At 40.6% G+C, this 17,301-nt stretch carries 17 protein-coding genes and 2 tRNA genes; 2 read left to right on the forward strand and 17 right to left on the reverse strand.

Annotated features, from left to right (window positions below; translation table 11 throughout):
• Window positions 1-129: 129 nt before the first annotated feature.
• The 12 genes from lysS to tilS all read right to left on the reverse strand — a co-directional run bounded on the left by lysS (window position 130) and on the right by tilS (window position 12,714).
• Window positions 130-1,632, reverse strand: coding sequence for a lysine--tRNA ligase (gene lysS / locus A6M13_RS09845; RefSeq protein WP_211270309.1), 1,503 nt, complete (start codon window positions 1,630-1,632; stop codon window positions 130-132).
• 155 nt (window positions 1,633-1,787) lie between these two features.
• Window positions 1,788-2,801 (reverse strand): tRNA dihydrouridine synthase DusB, encoded by a 1,014-nt coding sequence (gene dusB / locus A6M13_RS09850; protein WP_066545480.1) that lies wholly within the window; start codon window positions 2,799-2,801, stop codon window positions 1,788-1,790.
• A gap of 42 nt (window positions 2,802-2,843) precedes the next feature.
• Window positions 2,844-3,326 carry a 2-amino-4-hydroxy-6-hydroxymethyldihydropteridine diphosphokinase gene (gene folK, locus A6M13_RS09855; RefSeq protein WP_066545483.1) on the reverse strand — a complete coding sequence of 161 codons (483 nt, stop codon included), beginning with the start codon at window positions 3,324-3,326 and terminating at the stop codon, window positions 2,844-2,846.
• Complete coding sequence (gene folB, locus A6M13_RS09860) at window positions 3,323-3,691, reverse strand: dihydroneopterin aldolase (protein ID WP_066545485.1); 369 nt, start codon at window positions 3,689-3,691, stop codon at window positions 3,323-3,325. Before folB ends, folK begins: the two co-directional genes overlap by 4 nt.
• Window positions 3,692-4,567 carry a dihydropteroate synthase gene (folP, locus tag A6M13_RS09865; RefSeq protein WP_066545487.1) on the reverse strand — a complete coding sequence of 292 codons (876 nt, stop codon included), beginning with the start codon at window positions 4,565-4,567 and terminating at the stop codon, window positions 3,692-3,694.
• A 178-nt stretch (window positions 4,568-4,745) separates the two neighbouring features.
• Complete coding sequence (gene cysK, locus A6M13_RS09870; RefSeq protein ID WP_066545490.1) at window positions 4,746-5,675, reverse strand: cysteine synthase A; 930 nt, start codon at window positions 5,673-5,675, stop codon at window positions 4,746-4,748.
• 165 nt (window positions 5,676-5,840) lie between these two features.
• Entirely contained in the window at window positions 5,841-6,794 is a 954-nt protein-coding gene (locus tag A6M13_RS09875; RefSeq protein ID WP_066545492.1) for a peptidyl-prolyl cis-trans isomerase, read from the reverse strand.
• Entirely contained in the window at window positions 6,787-7,671 is an 885-nt protein-coding gene (gene hslO / locus A6M13_RS09880) for an Hsp33 family molecular chaperone HslO (protein WP_066545494.1), read from the reverse strand. The genes A6M13_RS09875 and hslO overlap by 8 nt, the downstream gene beginning before the upstream one ends.
• Before the next feature lie 74 nt (window positions 7,672-7,745).
• Complete coding sequence (locus A6M13_RS09885; protein WP_066545495.1) at window positions 7,746-8,516, reverse strand: type III pantothenate kinase; 771 nt, start codon at window positions 8,514-8,516, stop codon at window positions 7,746-7,748.
• Between the two features lie 74 nt (window positions 8,517-8,590).
• Window positions 8,591-10,606, reverse strand: coding sequence for an ATP-dependent zinc metalloprotease FtsH (gene ftsH / locus A6M13_RS09890; protein WP_066545497.1), 2,016 nt, complete (start codon window positions 10,604-10,606; stop codon window positions 8,591-8,593).
• A 125-nt stretch (window positions 10,607-10,731) separates the two neighbouring features.
• Window positions 10,732-11,274, reverse strand: a complete 543-nt coding sequence (gene hpt / locus A6M13_RS09895) for a hypoxanthine phosphoribosyltransferase (RefSeq protein WP_066545499.1) — start codon at window positions 11,272-11,274, stop codon at window positions 10,732-10,734.
• Window positions 11,275-11,307: 33 nt separating this feature from the next.
• Window positions 11,308-12,714 carry a tRNA lysidine(34) synthetase TilS gene (tilS, locus tag A6M13_RS09900; RefSeq protein ID WP_169817435.1) on the reverse strand — a complete coding sequence of 469 codons (1,407 nt, stop codon included), beginning with the start codon at window positions 12,712-12,714 and terminating at the stop codon, window positions 11,308-11,310.
• Between the two features lie 218 nt (window positions 12,715-12,932).
• On the opposite strand from tilS, the gene A6M13_RS09905 reads away from it, so the two are divergent.
• A tRNA-Met gene (locus A6M13_RS09905) sits at window positions 12,933-13,009 on the forward strand.
• A 2-nt stretch (window positions 13,010-13,011) separates the two neighbouring features.
• A tRNA-Glu gene (locus tag A6M13_RS09910) sits at window positions 13,012-13,083 on the forward strand.
• A gap of 47 nt (window positions 13,084-13,130) precedes the next feature.
• Here the strand turns inward: A6M13_RS09910 and A6M13_RS09915 are convergent.
• From A6M13_RS09915 to yabN, 5 genes are all read right to left on the reverse strand, one after another.
• On the reverse strand, window positions 13,131-14,012 hold the full coding sequence (locus tag A6M13_RS09915; protein WP_066545503.1) for an SH3 domain-containing protein: 882 nt from the start codon (window positions 14,010-14,012) through the stop codon (window positions 13,131-13,133).
• A 203-nt stretch (window positions 14,013-14,215) separates the two neighbouring features.
• On the reverse strand, window positions 14,216-14,668 hold the full coding sequence (locus A6M13_RS09920; protein ID WP_066545504.1) for a S1 domain-containing RNA-binding protein: 453 nt from the start codon (window positions 14,666-14,668) through the stop codon (window positions 14,216-14,218).
• Window positions 14,669-14,820: 152 nt separating this feature from the next.
• Window positions 14,821-15,243 (reverse strand): FtsB family cell division protein, encoded by a 423-nt coding sequence (locus tag A6M13_RS09925; protein WP_245669290.1) that lies wholly within the window; start codon window positions 15,241-15,243, stop codon window positions 14,821-14,823.
• A gap of 293 nt (window positions 15,244-15,536) precedes the next feature.
• Entirely contained in the window at window positions 15,537-15,827 is a 291-nt protein-coding gene (locus A6M13_RS09930; protein ID WP_066545507.1) for an RNA-binding S4 domain-containing protein, read from the reverse strand.
• Between the two features lies 1 nt (window position 15,828).
• Entirely contained in the window at window positions 15,829-17,292 is a 1,464-nt protein-coding gene (yabN, locus tag A6M13_RS09935; protein ID WP_066545509.1) for a bifunctional methyltransferase/pyrophosphohydrolase YabN, read from the reverse strand.
• Between the last annotated feature and the right edge of the window lie 9 nt (window positions 17,293-17,301).

Genomic DNA, 17,301 nt, shown 5'->3' on the forward strand with positions numbered 1-17,301 from the left:
AAAAGCGTCGCCCGAAACGGAGCCAACTCGCCGTTACATGTATATATAAAACAAAGCACCGGCGAATTTACCATTCGCCGATGCTTTGTTCAATTTAGAGGGGGTTTTGTCCCAGCCTCGTTTTCTATATTACTTCGAAATGTGGCGCATTGTTGGGAATAATAATACGTCACGAATTGATGGTGAGTTCGTTAACAGCATAATTAAACGGTCAATACCGATACCTAAACCACCAGTTGGCGGCATACCGTATTCTAATGCTTCAATGAAGTCATTATCCATTTCGTGTGCTTCATCATTGCCCGCTTCTTTTTCAGCCATTTGTGCTTCAAAGCGCTCACGTTGATCAATTGGGTCATTTAATTCTGTGAAGGCATTCGCATGCTCACGACGAACAATAAATAACTCAAAGCGATCTGTGAAGCGTGGGTCTTCTGGATTCTTCTTCGCAAGTGGCGAGATTTCAACCGGATGACCTGTAATGAATGTAGGTTGTACTAATGTTTCTTCGATTTTTTGCTCGAAGAATTCATTAATAATATGGCCTACTTCATGAGAATCTTTAATTTCAACACCATGCTCTGCTGCATGCTTACGTGCTTCTTCTACTGACATCTCTTGCCAGAAGTCTACACCCGTTGCTTCTTTAACAGCATCAACCATGTGTAGACGTTTCCAACCTACACCTAATTCGATTACGTCGTCACCATATTGTACAGATGTTGTCCCTAATACTTCTTGTGCTACGTGCGCGATTAAGTTTTCTGTCAAGTCCATAATGTCGTTATAGTCTGCATACGCTTCGTATAATTCAATCATTGTGAATTCTGGGTTGTGACGAGTTGAAATACCTTCGTTACGGAATACACGGCCGATTTCATATACTTTTTCTAAGCCACCAACGATTAAACGTTTTAAGTGTAGCTCAATTGCGATACGCATATATAATTCCATATCAAGTGCATTGTGGTGTGTAATGAACGGACGCGCCGCTGCACCACCTGCAATTGTGTGTAGCATTGGTGTTTCTACTTCTAAATAACCATGGTTATCTAAGTAGTTACGGATTGCACGAATAATTTTAGAACGCGCGATAAATGTTTCTTTTGAATCTGCATTCGTCATTAAATCTAAATAACGTTGACGGTAGCGTTGCTCAACGTCTTGTAAACCATGGTACTTCTCAGGCATTGGACGTAATGCTTTCGTTAAGAATGTGAATTGTTGCGCTTTAATAGAAAGTTCTCCAACTTGTGTACGGAAAACTTCACCTGTAATCCCAACAATGTCTCCTAAATCTGCTTTGTTAAATAGTTCATAAGCGTCGTCACCAATTGCATCTTTACGTACGTAAATTTGAATTTGGCCACCTAAATCTTGAATATGCGCGAAGCCCGCTTTCCCTTTGCCACGCTTTGTCATAATACGACCTGCGATTGTTACAGATTGTGGGTTATCTGCTAATTCCTCTTTTGTTTGTGCTTCAAACTGTGCTAATACTTCGTTTGATAAGTGCGTGCGCTCGAAACGGCTACCGAATGGGTCTTGACCGTTTTCAAGAATATCAGTCATCTTTTGGCGTCTCACCAAAAGTTGGTCATTTAATTCTTCGATGTTTGACAAAATGTTCACTCCTTTTGATTTGCTTTAAGTTCAGTCCTTAAGCGTTCACAATGTTCTTATTGTACACAATTTTTCAGTGCATTTCACATTTTTCGGTTTCTTTCAAAAAGTTTTCGTATTTGACGATGAAAAACTACCGCGCAATCGCAGTAGTTTCCATTTTGCTATACGACTTCAATCATTTCTTCTTCCGCCATGCCGTCTCCGACACTATTAATTAGTGCGCGGAACTCAACCGCTGTTGTCGTTTGGTTAATCGCCGTACGTACTTTCCCGTTTCCGCGTAACCCTTTTAAATACCATGAAGCGTGTTTGCGCATTTCACGTACCGCTGTCCCTTCACCCTTTAACGCCATTAAACGTTCGAAGTGTAATAAGCATACGTCCATTTTTTCACGAATCGACGGCTCAGGTTGCAACACACCCGTTTCTAAATAATTTACCGTTTGATAAATCATCCATGGGTTCCCAAGTGCTGCACGACCAATCATCACGCCATCAGCACCTGTATGCTCTAACATACGTTTTGCATCTTCTGGCGTTTCCACATCGCCATTTGCGATAAACGGAATTGTTAGCTCACGACTAACATCACGCAAAATATCCCAATTCGCTTTACCTTCATACATTTGTACACGCGTACGCCCATGCATCGCAATCGCAGACGCCCCAGCACGCTCTGCCGCTAATGCATTTTCAATCGCAAACACATGCTCATCATCCCAGCCAATACGCATTTTACAAGATACAGGTTTATCGACTGCTTCCACAACGGCTGAAACCATATCGTAAATTTTATTCGGGTCAAGTAACCAACGCGCACCTGCTTCACATTTAATAATTTTGTTTACTGGGCAGCCCATATTAATATCAATAATATCGGCATTCGTATATTTATCGACGTATTTCGCCGCTTCAACTAAATTCTCTTTGTCGCCACCAAAAATTTGGAGCGTCATCGGATGCTCGCGCTCGTCAATATATAGCATATCCATCGTTTTGGCATTGCGAATGTTCAGCGCCTTATCACTAATCATTTCCGCATAAACAAGACCTGCGCCAAATTCCTTAACCGTTAAACGGAAAGCTGAGTTACATACACCAGCCATTGGTGCTAATACAACGCGGTTATCGAGCGTAATATCTCCAATTTTAAATGGCTTATCATTTTGATACATCGTGTATCCTCCTTATTTCATTGCTTCTCACAAAAACGTTCGTTACGGTTTATATACTGCAACACCATCTGCGCTAAAATTAAGTGCCTGCGCTTGCTGACGCTGTGACTCACTCACATGCTGTAACACATGCGGTGCAATTTCTACTAGCGGCGCTATAACAAAGCTTCGTTCAAACATACGCGGATGTGGTACAAGTAAACTCTCTGTTTCAATATTTTCGTGATTAAACAACAAAATGTCAAGGTCAATGCTTCGCGGCCCCCAACGATATAAGCGTACACGTCCAAGCTCCTGTTCAATCTGTTGGCATACGTTTAATAATGCATGCGCCTCTAGCTCCGTTTCTAATGCGACACAAATATTTAAAAATGCAGGTTGATCTGTTACCCCAACCGGAGCCGTCTCATAAATAGAAGAAACGGCTGTGACATTGACCTCTTTACGTAAAAGCTCCACTGCATACGCTAAGTTTTCTTCACGTTCTCCTAAATTCGTGCCAATTGATAAATATGCTACATTCATACAAATTGTCCTCGCGTAATTTCAACAGCCACTTCTTTGTAATAGCCTGGGATTGGCGGGTCTGGTTTAATGATTTCAACACGACAACCCAATACTTGTCCGTCATAGTCTGTTAAAATGCGCGTTGCCACTGCTTCTGCTACTGCCTCGATTAATTGATACGGCTTGCCTTCAATAATTGCTTTACACAATTCATACACACCAACATAGCTAACCGTCTTTGTTAAATCATCTGTTTTGCCAGCTTCCTCGATTTGAACAGCGAGGGATACCGTCGCACGAAAACGCTGTCCTAATTTTGTTTCTTCGCCTAATACTCCGTGATAGCCATAAAACTGCATATCACGCACGTGAATATAATCCATTTATTTCGCTCCTTCATGTGTTGGCGGTAGTTCGCCTTCTACAATATATTTCCCCATTAATGCATCAATCATTTTAACAGTACGCGCGACTTCTTTCACATCATGCACACGCACTAAATGGCAACCCTTTTGTACACCAAATGCACATGTTGCAGCTGTGCCTTCAACACGCTCGTCTACCGCTACATCTAAAATCGTTCCGATAAAGCGTTTACGAGATGTCGCAAGTAATACCGGATAGCCGAGTGCGACTAACTCATCTAAACGTTGCATCGTTTCAATGCTTTGCGCTAAATTTTTCATAAAGCCAATGCCAGGATCAACAAGTATATGCTCGTTCGGAACACCTGCTTGCTGTGCAATAGTAATGCTTTCTTCAATATCTGCTAAAAAATCACGCCAATAAGAAACATACGGCTCTGTACGATTATGCATCAAAATAATTGGCACGTTGTATGTCGCCGCAACACTCGCCATACGTGGGTCCGCCTTCGCTCCCCAAATATCATTAATCATATGGGCACCTGCTTGAATCGCCGCTTCTGCTACATGTGATTTATACGTATCTACTGACACAATAATACCTGGTATTTCAGCGATAAGACGTTGAATAACCGGTGTGATGCGCGCGATTTCCTCATCGTCTGTAATGCGTGTATACCCAGGTCGTGTCGATTCTCCGCCGACATCAATAATTTTTGCACCGTCCGCAACCATTTGCTTCGCACGTGCTACCGCTTGTTCGACCTCTTGAAATAAGCCACCGTCTGAAAAAGAATCCGGCGTCACATTTAAAATGCCCATCACAAACGTTTCTTTCGTAAAATCAAGTGTTGTGCCATTAATAATTAATGGCTCTTGCTGATATTGTAACACTAGTCTACTACCTACCTTCTCTTGATCATTTCGGCAAAAACAGCCGAATCGTATGTATAGGCATCATACCATATGTACAGTAGACGGTATGACATACTTTTACTTTGCACGTTTATTTGACACACAAAAAGGACTTGCCTAAGCACAATGCTCAGACAAGCCCTTATCATGATTTAAATTAGTCTTCAAATTGGTAAAGAGGTGTTGATAAGTAACGTTCACCATTCGATGGTACGATTGCTAAAACGTTTGAACCTTTACCTAATTTTTTCGCTGTTTCAATCGCTGCGTGAATCGCTGCACCAGAAGAAATACCAACTAAAATACCTTCTTCACGAGCAACACGGCGCGCTACGTCGAATGCTGTTTCATTATCTACCGGGAAAATTGATGTATAAACTGTTGTGTCTAATACATCTGGCACGAAACCTGCGCCAATCCCTTGAATTTTATGTGGACCAGGGTTACCACCAGAAAGTACTGGAGAATCCTTTGGCTCAACTGCTACAATTTCAATGTTCGGATATTTTTCTTTTAACACTTCACCCGCACCTGTAATTGTACCACCTGTGCCGATACCCGCTACGAATGCATCTAATTGTAAACCGTCAAATGCAGCGACGATTTCAGGACCAGTTGTTACACGGTGAATTTCAGCGTTTGCTGGGTTTTTAAATTGTTGTGGTAATAAGTAGCCATGCTCGTTTGATAATTGCTCAGCTTTTGCAATAGCACCTTTCATACCTTCTGGACCAGGTGTTAATACTAACTCTGCTCCGTATGCACGTAAAAGGTTACGACGCTCTAAAGACATTGTTTCAGGCATTACTAAAATTGCTTTATAGCCTTTTGCTGCTGCAATCATCGCTAAGCCGATACCTGTGTTACCAGAAGTTGGCTCGATAATTGTGCCACCTGGTTGTAATGTACCGTCTTTTTCTGCTGCTTCAATCATCGCTAATGCTAAACGATCTTTTACAGAAGAACCTGGGTTAAAGAACTCAAGCTTTACGTAAACTGTTCCTTCATTTTCACCTGTTGCGTGATTTAATTTCACGATTGGTGTTTGTCCCACTAAATCTGCTACTGAATTTGCTAATTTACTCATCTGTTATCGTCACTCCTAATTCCTAGTTTGCTTGTAGGTTTTGTTGTACTTAGTGTACCAATTACATTATGTAATGTCAATCGTAATTTTCTGTAAATTTAAGAAATTTAAGAATTAGTGGAAAAGCCATCTAACTAGACAGCTTCTCCACTTCAAAAAAGACGATTATTCTCCGTAAAACCATGTCGCATCAAACTCTTCCCAAAATGTTTCAGGATAAACAGACATCGGTAATTGCTCTAGCGCTAATATACGCATAATCTGTTGTTTTACTTGCTCAAATTCAAATGAACGACCTTCTTGTACTTCATCAACTTGAATGACCGCATATGTGCCATCTTGTAAGGCAAACACTTCACTTATTTCACCTTCGTTTACATGCTGTGCCGCTTCCAGAATCGCTGGGTCTTGATTTTCTACATTTTCCGTTATATAACCTAAGTCACCGTCTAATGTAGCCGATACACGGTCAATTGAACGTTCACGCGCTAATACGCCAAACTCTGAGCCATTTGAAAGTTCTTTGACCACCGCTTCTGCATCGTCTGCCGTTTCCGAAACAATGATACTTGTACGATAAGCAGCTGGCACATTATATACGGATTCATTTTCCTCATAATATGTTTGCGCCGCCGCCTCTTCAATAACAACATCATATGTTAGCACCTTTTCTAAAATAAGCTGTGTTCGCACATAAGCGCGTAGCTCTTTTTCAGAGAGTGCCTGCATCGTTTCATCAGTCGCATCCTTTACAGAACGCATTAATGCTAACTCTAAATCAACTTCTTCATCAGTCGTTTCAATGCCGAACTCTTCAGCTGCTTGTAGCATTACTTTTTCATTCACTAATGTTTGTAAAACTTCTTTACCATAACGTTGTTCCATCGCTGTTAGCCACTCTTGGCGTGTAATATCTTCTTTCCCTATTGTTGCAACAGCCTCATTATTTGTTGCTGTTTCTTCAGCACCACCTAGGGCGATGAGCCAAGCAACAAACCAAATAATATTACCTACTAATAAAACACCAATAATTGTTAATGCCGGTTTTGCTTTCATGCGTAATTCAGATAATGTCTTTTTCGGTGATTTTGTGCCGCTTTGTTGCGAACGATTAGCCATTAATTTCGCAAATTAATCCTACTAATTCTTGCTCCGAGAATAAATACTTCTCTTCACAGAAATGACAATGCGCTTCCGCTTGTCCATCTTCATCAATCATCGCTTGAATTTCTCCAACACCTAAACCGATAATAGCTGCACCGAAACGCTCTTTAGAACATTGACATTGGAACTGAATTGGCATTGTACTTAAGACATCTAGTTGACCTTCTTCGCCTAACACCGCTTCTAAAATTTGCTCCGGTGTATAGCCTTTTTCAATCATTTTTGATACTGGCTCAATTGTAGATAATTGTTGTTCAATCGCTGTAATCGTTTCTTCTGAACAACCAGGCATTAATTGTAGAATAAACCCGCCTGCCGCTAAAATTGTATTATCTGGGTTTACAAGTACACCTAAACCTACTGATGACGGCACCTGTTCAGATGTTGCGAAGTAATACGTGAAGTCTTCAGCAATTTCACCTGAAACGATTGGTGTTTGTCCTGAGAACATATCACGTAAACCTAAATCTTTTACAACTGTTAATGCACCTTCTGTCCCTACAACACGACGTACATCTAATTTCCCTTGCTCATTTAATTCAAAGTGAACGTGTGGATTTGTCACGTAACCACGTACATCACCTTTAGCATTTGCGTCAATAATGATTGGACCCGCTGGACCGTTCCCTTCAATTTTAATCGTAATTTTGTCGTCACCTTTTAACATTGCACCCATCATAACAGTCGCTGTCATTGAACGACCTAATGCTGCTGAAACGATTGGCCATGTGTTATGACGACGTTGTGCTTCTCCTACTGTTTCAGTTGAACGTACTGCAAAAACACGTACTTCTCCACCAAAACCAATACCTCGTACTAAATAATCTGTCATAGTGTTTAATCCTCTTTTCTTTATTTCCTGTATAAATCATAATACATAACGTTTTTCGATAAAAGAAATATTACTCAAGGGCGGTTACGCTTATAAATTGTATACAAGCCTTTGAGCGTTAAATCAGCTTCTACAACGTCAATCGCCGTTGTGGCATCCGCTAATAACGACGCCATACTCCCCGTCGCAATAACAAGTGGCTCTTGTTCACTTTGCGCTTTCATCCGATTGACGATTCCTTCAACTTGCCCAATCCAACCAAAAATAATACCAGACTGCATCGCATGAACGGTATTGCGTCCGATAACGTTTGGTGGTACTGCTACTTCGATACGCGGAAGCTTTGATGCGCGTTCATAAAGAGCTTCTGTCGACACATGTAAACCTGGAGCAATTGCGCCCCCTAAATATTCGCCGCGTTCATTTAAATAGCAATACGTCGTCGCTGTGCCAAAATCAACAATAATTAATGGACGGTTTGGGTATTGCTGTAATGCACCAATTGCATTCACAATACGGTCTGAACCAACTTCACGCTGATTTTCATATTTAATATTTAAACCTGTTTTCACGCCCGGCCCAACAATGAGTGGCTTTTGTTGAAAATACGTCACGCACATCATTTCCATCACGTACATCATAGACGGCACAACCGAGCTCATAATGATCCCTGTAACATCGGTAAAGGATAACTGTTCAAAATCAAAAAAACTTTTCAACTGCATCGCATATTCATCTGCTGTTTTTTTCTGTACCGTTTCCATTGACCATTTACGGTGGAGCTGACCATTTATAAATACTCCTGATACAATATGCGAATTGCCAATATCCATTGTTAAAATCAACTGAGACACTCCCTTTACATATCGTCATAAAGAAAGCTGCCCAAGCAAAGCTTGGACAGCCACCTTACGCCTTATTAGCGTTTTTCATTCATATCACCGAAATGGTCATCTGAACCGCCTTCTTTTGGAAGGTCTTGTGTTGATACATCTGCATCACCCGTTACACGTTTTTCTAATGAAGGTGTTCCCGCAGTTTCAATCGACGCTTCCGTTGATTGTGTGTCTGTTGGCTTCGCTAGCTGTGGTGTTTTCGAGCGATCTGGTAATGTACCATGATCACGAAGATGCTCAATTTGCTCTGCATCTAACGTTTCAATATCTAACAGCGTTGTGGCGATTAAGTTTAATAGCTCACGTTTTTCTGTCAGAATTTGTTTTGTACGCTCATATTGCTCAACAATGATTGCTTGCATTTCTTTGTCGATTTCATAAGCGATTGAATCAGAGTAGTTTTGCTCTGAATTAAAGTCACGTCCTAAGAATACATTGCCACCTGAGTTTGCCCCGAATTGCATTGGTCCAAGCTTATCGCTCATCCCGTACTCTGTTACCATTGAACGCGCAATACCTGTTGCACGTTGGAAGTCATTATGTGCACCTGTAGATACTTCGCCAAAGACGATATCTTCTGCTACACGACCACCAAGTAAACCGGCAATCTTATCTAGTAACTCCGGCTTTGTCATGAAGTAACGGTCTTCTTTTGGAAGCATTACTGCATAACCACCAGCTTGTCCACGTGGAACAATTGTTACTTTGTGAACTTTTTCAGCTTGGTCAAGTGTTAAACCAACAACTACGTGACCGGCTTCATGGAATGCAACAATGTTACGTTCCTTTTCAGAAATAACACGGCTTGATTTCGCTGGACCTGCAATAACACGGTCTGTTGCTTCATCAATATCAGTCATATCAATCATTTTTTTGCTACGACGTGCAGCAACAAGTGCCGCTTCGTTTAATAAGTTTTCTAAGTCTGCACCTGAGAAACCTGGTGTACGCTGTGCAATAGCCTTTAAGTCAACAGTATCTGCTAACGGCTTGTTACGTGCGTGTACTTTAAGTACTGCTTCACGACCTTTTACATCTGGACGACCAACCGTAATCTGACGGTCAAAACGACCTGGACGTAATAAGGCAGGGTCTAAAATATCTGGGCGGTTTGTCGCAGCGACGATAATAATACCTTCGTTGGCACCGAAACCATCCATTTCAACTAGTAATTGGTTTAATGTTTGTTCACGCTCATCGTGACCGCCACCTAAACCAGCACCACGTTGACGACCTACTGCATCAATTTCATCAATGAAAATGATACATGGTGCGTTTTTCTTCGCGTTTTCGAATAAATCACGTACACGAGAAGCCCCGACACCGACGAACATTTCTACGAAGTCAGAACCTGAAATCGAGAAGAATGGTACGCCTGCTTCACCTGCTACTGCACGAGCAAGTAACGTTTTACCAGTACCCGGAGGACCAACAAGTAAAATACCTTTTGGAATACGTGCACCGATTTCTGTAAATTTACGGTGATCCTTTAAGAAATCAACAACTTCAACTAGCTCTTGCTTCTCTTCATCAGCACCCGCTACATCGTCAAAACGTACTTTTTTCTTTTGGTCATCGTATAATTTCGCCTTACTTTTACCGAAGTTCATTACTCGGTTACCGCCACCTTGTGACTGGCTTAGTAAGAAGAAGAATAACACAATAATAATAATGAATGGCATAATACCCGTGAAGAAAGTAATCCAGCCACTTGTTTCAGGTGCTGGCACGAAGTTAATCGTTGCACTTTCTGCTTCTGCTTCATCAATACGTGTCATTAATGATTGATTATCGCGTGGAAGGTTTGCAATAAATGTTTCGCCTTCTTCTGCGCCATCTAGTTTACCCGTAACAATGTATACCGATTGATCCGGTTGAATAGTCGCTTCAGCGATATCCCCATTGTCTAAGGCTTCTAGAAATTCATGATACGACAACTCTTCAGTTGGCGTTCCGTTCCCATTGAACGTACCAAAAATACCGATAATCACTAAGAAAATTAGTAAATAAAATATGGTATATCGAAAGATTCGATTCATCCCTAGCCTCCTCACAACATTACAGAAAAATTATAACTAAAATACTAACACATTGGCGTTTCTTCATACAATTAAAAGCCCTAGCAAATTATAGAAATTCATAAATGCGTGTGCACATTACTTCTTTAGAATGAATAAACTTCAGGTTTTAAAATACCAATGTACGGTAAGTTACGATATTTTTCTGCGTAATCTAAACCATAGCCTACTACGAAGCCATCTGGAACTTGGAAACCTACATAGTCAGCGTTTAACTCAACACGGCGACCTGATGGCTTGTCTAATAATGTAACAATTTTAATTGATTTTGCTTTACGGTGTTTAAATAGCTCCACTAAGTAGCTAAGTGTTAAACCACTATCAATAATATCTTCAATAATTAAAATATCGCGGCCTTCAATACTTGTATTTAAGTCTTTTAAAATCTTCACTTCACCTGAAGATACAGTCGCATTGCCATAGCTTGATACATCCATAAAGTCTAGCTCTACGTACGAATCAAAACGTTTCATTAAATCTGTCATGAATGGCATTGCACCTTTTAGAACACCAATTGCTAATGGGAACTTTTCATTGTAGTCCTCCGTTAATGTAGCGCCTAATTCTGCAATACGTGCTTGCAGCTGCTCTTCTGTAATCATAATTTTTTCAATATCCTGCTGAATCATCATTGATTCCTCCTCAAATACATTTCACCATTATTACAAAGCAATTGTTCGTATGACAACTTGCCATTCATTTGAGTCAGGCGAGCGCGATAAAAATGCACTCGGTCTACCTCCAATGACAGCTAGCACACCACGTTCATTTGATACCAGTAACGGTATCGTCGAACGTTGCGATTTTGGCACTTTGTCATCAATAAAAAGGCGTGATACCTTTTTTTGTTGCGCCATGCCACGGAGCGCAATCCGATCGCCATCAACACGTGGGCGCACTTGCAGTTGCTCGGTCTCCGACAATGTTATGTAATACACGTCATCGTGTGCTTCTACAGGTGTTCCGCGGCGAAATAAACCGATCTGATATTGTGCTGCTTGTAGCCATTGTTCGCGCTTTACTGTTTGCGGCAACAACATTTGCTCCGGCAACAAGCCAACGAAAACTTCATTGTATTGTCGACGTGCAATCAAACCAGCTGGTAAACTTATTTGCACAGTTCCTGCCGATGTGTCGCAAAGCTTTAATAAAGCGGTTGTCAGTGCATGACTTTGTAGCATATTCACATCTTTGTATAGATAGCTTAATAGTATTAAAATGAACCTTCTTTGTAAAGCAAGTGGCATTTTTTGTACATCATCAATTTGAAATTGATACGCATGCTCCCGGTTTTTTGTAATCATTTTGTCAAAATGCTGTTGAGCAAGTTGTTCAAGTAATTCGTTATCTTGTTGTAATTGCACTGATAATTGCGCGGCATGTAGCGCTGTTTGGGCACTTTCTGCTGCTAACAACGGCGCAATATGGTGACGAACCCGATTGCGTGTATACGTATCTTTTTGATTGCTCGGGTCTTCTCGGTAGCGTACGTCATAATGTGATGCATATTGCTCAATTTCTTGACGGGTTACAAATAAAAATGGGCGAATAAGTTGTCCACTCGCAAAAGGTCGTATGACACGGATACCACTTAACGCAGACACAGAAGGTCCCTTCATCATCGCCATTACCATTGTTTCAAGTTGATCGTCGGCATGATGAGCAGTTACAAGCTTTGTAAATTGAGGTAACACTTGTGCAAAATAAGCATAACGCTCTTTGCGACAAATTGCTTGTGTATTGCCTCCATCTCGGTCAATAATCATCGGAATCGGAATCGACTTACTATAAAACGGTATACGTCGTGCATGACAAAACGCCGCGACGAATTGACAATCTTGTGCAGATTGTTCCCCGCGCAACATATGATCGACATGAATCGCAGCAATTTCAATATTCCACATTGCTTGTCGCTCATATAAGAAGTGAAGAAGCACCATTGAATCAATTCCTCCAGAACAAGCAATTAATAGTTTGTCTCCTGGTTCAATACATGCTGTTTGCAGTCGCAATTCACTTACTTTATCTTCTAAGTTCCCCATCTGGTCACCTTCATAACCCTCTATCATTAAAGTTTTTATTTCCATCTCTATTGTAATCAACGTTGTTTATTTGTTCAAATTGCTAGAATGCCGTACATCTATTTTCATGTGAATTAGCTTATTTTTTAGACATCATGACATGTTTTCAGTATCTTACTCATAAAGTTATTCTTTTTTAGCATTTATGATTGACGAAAATATACTCACATTGTATTATATAAAATGTTCGCTTGAACAACTACTATGGCTACCTAGCTCAGCTGGCTAGAGCATTCGGTTCATACCCGAAAGGTCGTGGGTTCGACTCCCTCGGTAGCCACCAACGGCCCGTTGGTCAAGTGGTTAAGACACCGCCCTTTCACGGCGGTAACACGGGTTCGAATCCCGTACGGGTCATACGAAAAAAAACGTCTCGCAAATGCGAGACGTTTTTTTGTGTCGTTTTATTGTGCTGTTGCTGCTAATTGGGATGTTGGCACATACCCTGTAACAGAACCGTTTTGAATATAGCTCCAGCCATTTGATGACGGATATGCATCCACTGCAACACCGCGGTATAAAACATCTGTTACAGCATCTACTGAACGGCTATCTACACTACGCACTTCCGCTTTGTTAACTGCGATATAACGTTTTACCGGCTTGACCGCAACCATTGGCTCTGCTGCTACATATCCAACTTTCGTACGGTGGAAAATAACGCGCCATCCACCTGGTACTTGACCGTACGACTCAACTGCTGTATTCGGATACAGTGTATACATCACACGTGCTTTTGGTGATGGATTTTCACGTACAACAATCCCATCTTTTAAGCTTACTTGACGAATTGTTGGTTCTAGTGCCTTAATGCTGCTATTTGGTACATATCCTTTATGACCTGCTAGTGTTTCAATTAACACTGATTTTGCGGTATTGCTACGCTGTACAATAATGTCATTTTGTTTCATCGATACAGTCAATTGCTTCGGCTCTGTTTTAAATGTTGTGTCACTCGCTGCTAAACGCATTTCCCCATAAGCTGGCATATCGACTGTATATCCTGCTATTTGACGTAAATACGTATTGTTTACATAGGCATATGTGTAAGCATCTAACTGCACTTTACGCCAACCTGCAATCACTTCATTTGTAATCTTTAAAGCTTCGCCTTTTTTCAATGTACGAATCGTTTCACTACTTTTCGTTGCTGCTTCTTTTAATGCAATACCTTCTGTGCTAACAAGGCGAATTTCTAATGATGATTGTGCTGCACTCGAAGACATTGCCGTTGCTACTAAAAACATTGGAATAGCTAATAATAATGCGATGAATATTTTTTTCATTTCTTCTCCTCCTTTGTTTTAAATCACCGTACAGACGGAGGAGTTTTGAAATAGTTTCATAATTTTCTAGATTTATTTTAAATTAAATGGTTGCTACAACGTAAACCTCATATTTTGACCGACAAAAAAGAGCTTTGCCATTATCGGCAAAGCTCTTACTCTATGTGTACACTTTTTCTCTGATCAAGAATAGTCAGCAGGGCTTATCCTCGTTTCGCGCCACGACCACCGCGTTTTGATTCCGTAGCGCGCTTTAAAGTCGCTAAACGCTCATCACTATCTTTTAAGAAACGTGCCATTTTTTGCTCAAAGTTTTCCTTTGGCTGATGACGATCATTATTGCGATCATTTGAACGATTGTTGTTGTGTCGTGGACGTTGTGGACGCTCTGGACGTTCTGGGCGTTCTGGTCGCTCAGGTTGTGGTTTTGCTTTACGAATTGACAGACCAATCTTGCCATCCGCTTCAACGTTCATCACCTTAACTTCGACTTCGTCTCCAACCTTTAAATGCTCATTAATATCTTTTACATAGTTGTCAGCAACTTCACTGATGTGAACTAATCCTGTTGAGCCACCTGGCAGCTCGACGAATGCTCCGAAATTTGTGATTCCTGTTACTTTACCTGTTACCTTGCTGCCTACTTCAATTGACATAAAAAAAATGCTCCTCCTTAAATTTTAAGCGGCTACTTTATAGCCTGTTAATCAAAATGTCTTAGAATCGAAAGTTATAACATACTCGCTTCTTCTCTTTATTATAGCCCACGAATAAAGTGTGTCAACAAAACGAGTCTGTTTTTTTACCTTTATTCGTCTGCATTTTTTTCTTCTTCTTGCTCATTTTTTTCTTTTTTATCCGATGGCATTGTAAAAATTATCTCTCCTTCTTCCGATAAAAAGTACTCTTTACGTGCCAGTTTTAAAATATATTCATCATCTTCTAGCTTCTTTACTTGCGCATGTAAAATCTCTTGATCCTGCTTTACTTCCTCTAAACGTTGAGCAACTGCAACCTCTACTTTTTCACGTTCTGCCAGTTCCTTTTTTTTATCAAAAATGTTGATAATCAGCCCACCAAAAATCAGCACGGCTGCGATACATAATAAGAGCATACGTCGTTTCACATAAAATGAAGCTTTCCGCTGGGCCGCTTTACGCTGTTCGGTTGAGCGGACATATTGATTATCCATTTTCGTGATGTTTGTTGGTTTCTGTTGGCGTTTTTTCAAGCTAGCCCCCCCTTTTTATTCACCATTCAATTATATGTTATTTTAACGGTAAAAATTTTACAATTTATAAACATTTTTTTCAAATGAAAGAAACGATATCCAATCAAGATTTTCCTTTTATGTATTTCCCTTTTTTCGTGCTATGTAAACAAAGAATAACATAATTTTTACACTTGATAAGTGTTGACATAAGCAAAGACGTGATTTTTTTCAATTTGTTGCATACGTAAAAATTATAGGGAAAAAGTAAAAAAGATTTCCCTCTATCTGTCTTTGAGGGAAATCCTTTTTGCCTATTCTTCGTCGTCAATAAATTCTGGTTCCACTTTTTCAAGACGCTCTTCTTTTAAAATTGTAAACATATTTGCGGCGTCATCTTTACGTGACGTTTCACGAATTTCTTCAACGCGCGCTGTGACGATCTTTTGCCCGAAACGAATCGCTAATTCATCGCCTACTTTTACAGTGCTTGATGCTTTTGCAACTTTGTCATTAATCGTAATACGACCTTGTACTGCTACTTCCTTCGCTAATGTGCGACGTTTAATTAAACGAGACACTTTTAAAAATTTATCTAAGCGCATCTTATAACCCCTTTTCAAGTCGTTTAGCATCATTCCAAAAGCCGTCTAGTTCATCTAGTGTGAAATCCTCAAAAGATTTGCCAGATTGCTTCACACACGCTTCTACGTGCTTAAAACGACGTGCAAACTTTTCATTTGCATGTAACATCGCTTCTTCTGGTGATAGTTTATAAAAACGTGCAACATTGACGATCGTAAACAGTACATCGCCAAGTTCATCCATTTTCGTTGTAGCATCACCATGTACAAGCTCATGCTGGAATTCTTGCCATTCCTCTGTAAATTTAGCAAGCGCATCAGCTGCTTCTTCCCAATCAAAACCAACTTTTGCTGCTTCCTTTTGATAATTATACGATGTTTGTAAGCTCGAAGTTTCACGGTATGCGTCATCTAATGCAGATTGTGTGCGCTCCCCCTTCTCTTCTCGCTTAATCGCTTCCCAATTTGCCACAACAGCATCAGCGTCCTCTGCTGTTGCGTCACCGAATACATGTGGATGACGACGCACCATCTTTTCCGCAACTGAGGCAAGTACATCCTCTAGCGTAAAGTAGCCATTATCCTCGCCAATTTGTGCATGTAAAAATACTTGTAATAGCACATCACCAAGCTCTTCAATCATCGTAAAATCATCTTCTGCATCCACCGCCGCTAAAAACTCATGCACTTCTTCTAACAAATATTTTTTCAGCGATTCATGTGTTTGCTTTTGGTCCCATGGGCAGCCATTTGGTCCACGTAGCGTCGCGATAATTTGACGGAATGTCGTCCAGTCACGGTAAGCCTCATCCGTAGACGCAACAGGTGGTACATAAATCGTTGTTAAATTATTAATTTCAACTTCATGATCTAGTTCATATAGTGGCACAGTCGTTAATTTTTCCTGTACAGAACCTGCTGCTGTGACGATGGTTACTGGATAATCATCGCGGTATTTTTCCATTAATGTGAGCTTCACTTCCGATGCGCTAAATGTATCGTACACTTGCGCAATTAAAATGTGCTGACGCATATTAATATCGTCCATCGACATATTAGTGCCATCTAACAACTGGAAGCCTTCAATCGGGTCAATGCGTAACGCACCGAAAATCGGGTCTAAAAAGCTTTGCCCACCTTCAATAGTTAGCGCAATCTCGCCTTTATTATGTGCATCGATTAATAATTGCACCGTTTTTTCTGCAACAAGCGGATGGCCTGGCACTGCATATAACACATCTTCTGTTGCTGCACGTTCGATTAATGTCGCGGTAATTTCATCATATACCGCTTCAAAACCACCGTGCTTTTCATAAATCGCATCAAAGCTTTCAAATAATAAACCTTCTTGCGCTAAATCCTTTAGCACAGGGTGGTCAATTGTTCGTACATAAATTTTAGTTGCGGCTTTTAGCTTACGATATACACCCATTTGCATTTGGTCGAAATCTGCAGCGCCTAAGCCAATCACTGTAATATTACGCATAAAATCCTC

This window comes from Caryophanon tenue, assembly GCF_001700315.1.
Classification (GTDB): Bacteria; Bacillota; Bacilli; order Bacillales_A; family Planococcaceae; genus Caryophanon; species Caryophanon tenue.